Source organism: Nocardia sp. NPDC059228, assembly GCF_042754245.1.
Classification (GTDB): Bacteria; Actinomycetota; Actinomycetes; order Mycobacteriales; family Mycobacteriaceae; genus Nocardia.
On sequence record NZ_JBHZAL010000132.1, the window covers coordinates 1 to 1,244 of the forward strand.

Genomic DNA, 1,244 nt, shown 5'->3' on the forward strand with positions numbered 1-1,244 from the left:
TGTCTTCCCAGGTCACAGTGGTGCTGACAACAAGCTGCGCGCGTAGATGCAGCAAGCTGACACGCTCCGGCCCCCCATTTCGAGACACCCGCTGTCATCGTCGTGCCACCGGAAAGCGATCCGGTCCGACGGAACGATTCAACAGGGGGAATTGTGCTCGGTGTACCGCACTGCAACTCCAAGAAGATCATGGCCCGTTCGCGCACCGCTCGCACCGCACGCATGGCACGAACCGCACTCGCTCTTGGTGTCTGTACGGCCGCACTGACCCTGTCCGCCGGGACCGCCTCGGCCTCCGCCCCCGTCGCCGGGCCGAGCGCGCCCCACCCGGTGACCGCGTGCCAGTCGGCCGCCGCCATCCTCCCCGAGACGGCGGCCGACCAGGCCCTGGCGTTCTGCAAGCTTGTCAACGGCTGGGACTAGGCGTAGCCGGTGCGGTTTCAGCTCCTCGGGCCGCTCAGCATCACGGACGGTCCCGACACTGTCGTCCTCCAGCCGTCCAAGCCCACCATTCTCCTCGCCTCACTGCTCCTGCATGCCAACACGGTCGTCTCCGCCGACTACCTGCAGCGGACCATGTGGGGCGAGGAACAGCCCGCCACCTCGCGAGCCGCGCTCCAGACGTGCGTACTGCGGCTGCGCCGGCTGTTCACCAAGCACGGGGTGACCGAGACCCCCATCGAAGCCGTGCCCGGTGGCTACCGGATCACGGCCGGCCCCCGGCATCTCGATCTGATCGGCTTCCGCGAAGAGGTACGGCGTGCCGCGGACGTCGCCGACCCGGAGAGTGAACTGCACGTACTCAAAGGCGCGTTGTCGCTGTGGGAGGGCTCGGTCCTGGCCAACGTCCGCTCCGACGTGCTGCACCGCGACGAAGTCCCCCGGCTCGTCGAGGAGCGGCTGCGGACCCTGGAGCGCGCCTGCGATCTCAAACTGCTGCTCGGCCGCTGCGGCGAGGCGCTGGTGGAGCTGTGGAGCGCCAGCCGGGCCCACCCCGGCCATGAGCGGTTCCGGGAACAGCTCATCGAGGCCCTGTACCGCACGGGCCGTCAGACCGAGGCCCTCGCCGAGTACCGGATGGTCAAGGAGTATCTGCACGACGAGTTGGGGGTGGACCCGTCGCCCGCGCTGCGCCGGCTGGAACTTGCCATCCTGCGCGGCGAGGACCTGGGGCCCGCCGACGACCGCCACCCCGCCGGAGCCGCGTACATCTCCGCCGGGCACGGCGAGCGCCGGCACACCAC

Annotated in this window: 2 protein-coding genes; both read left to right on the top strand. The window is 69.6% G+C overall.

Annotated features, from left to right (window positions below; translation table 11 throughout):
* Positions 1-153 precede the first annotated feature (153 nt).
* A complete protein-coding gene (locus ACFXKA_RS42965) occupies positions 154-423 on the top strand; it encodes a hypothetical protein (protein WP_379431904.1) in 270 nt (89 codons plus the stop codon).
* A 9-nt stretch (positions 424-432) separates the two neighbouring features.
* Positions 433-1,244: BTAD domain-containing putative transcriptional regulator (locus ACFXKA_RS42970; protein WP_379431905.1), on the top strand; the 812-nt coding region annotated here is incomplete at its 3' end.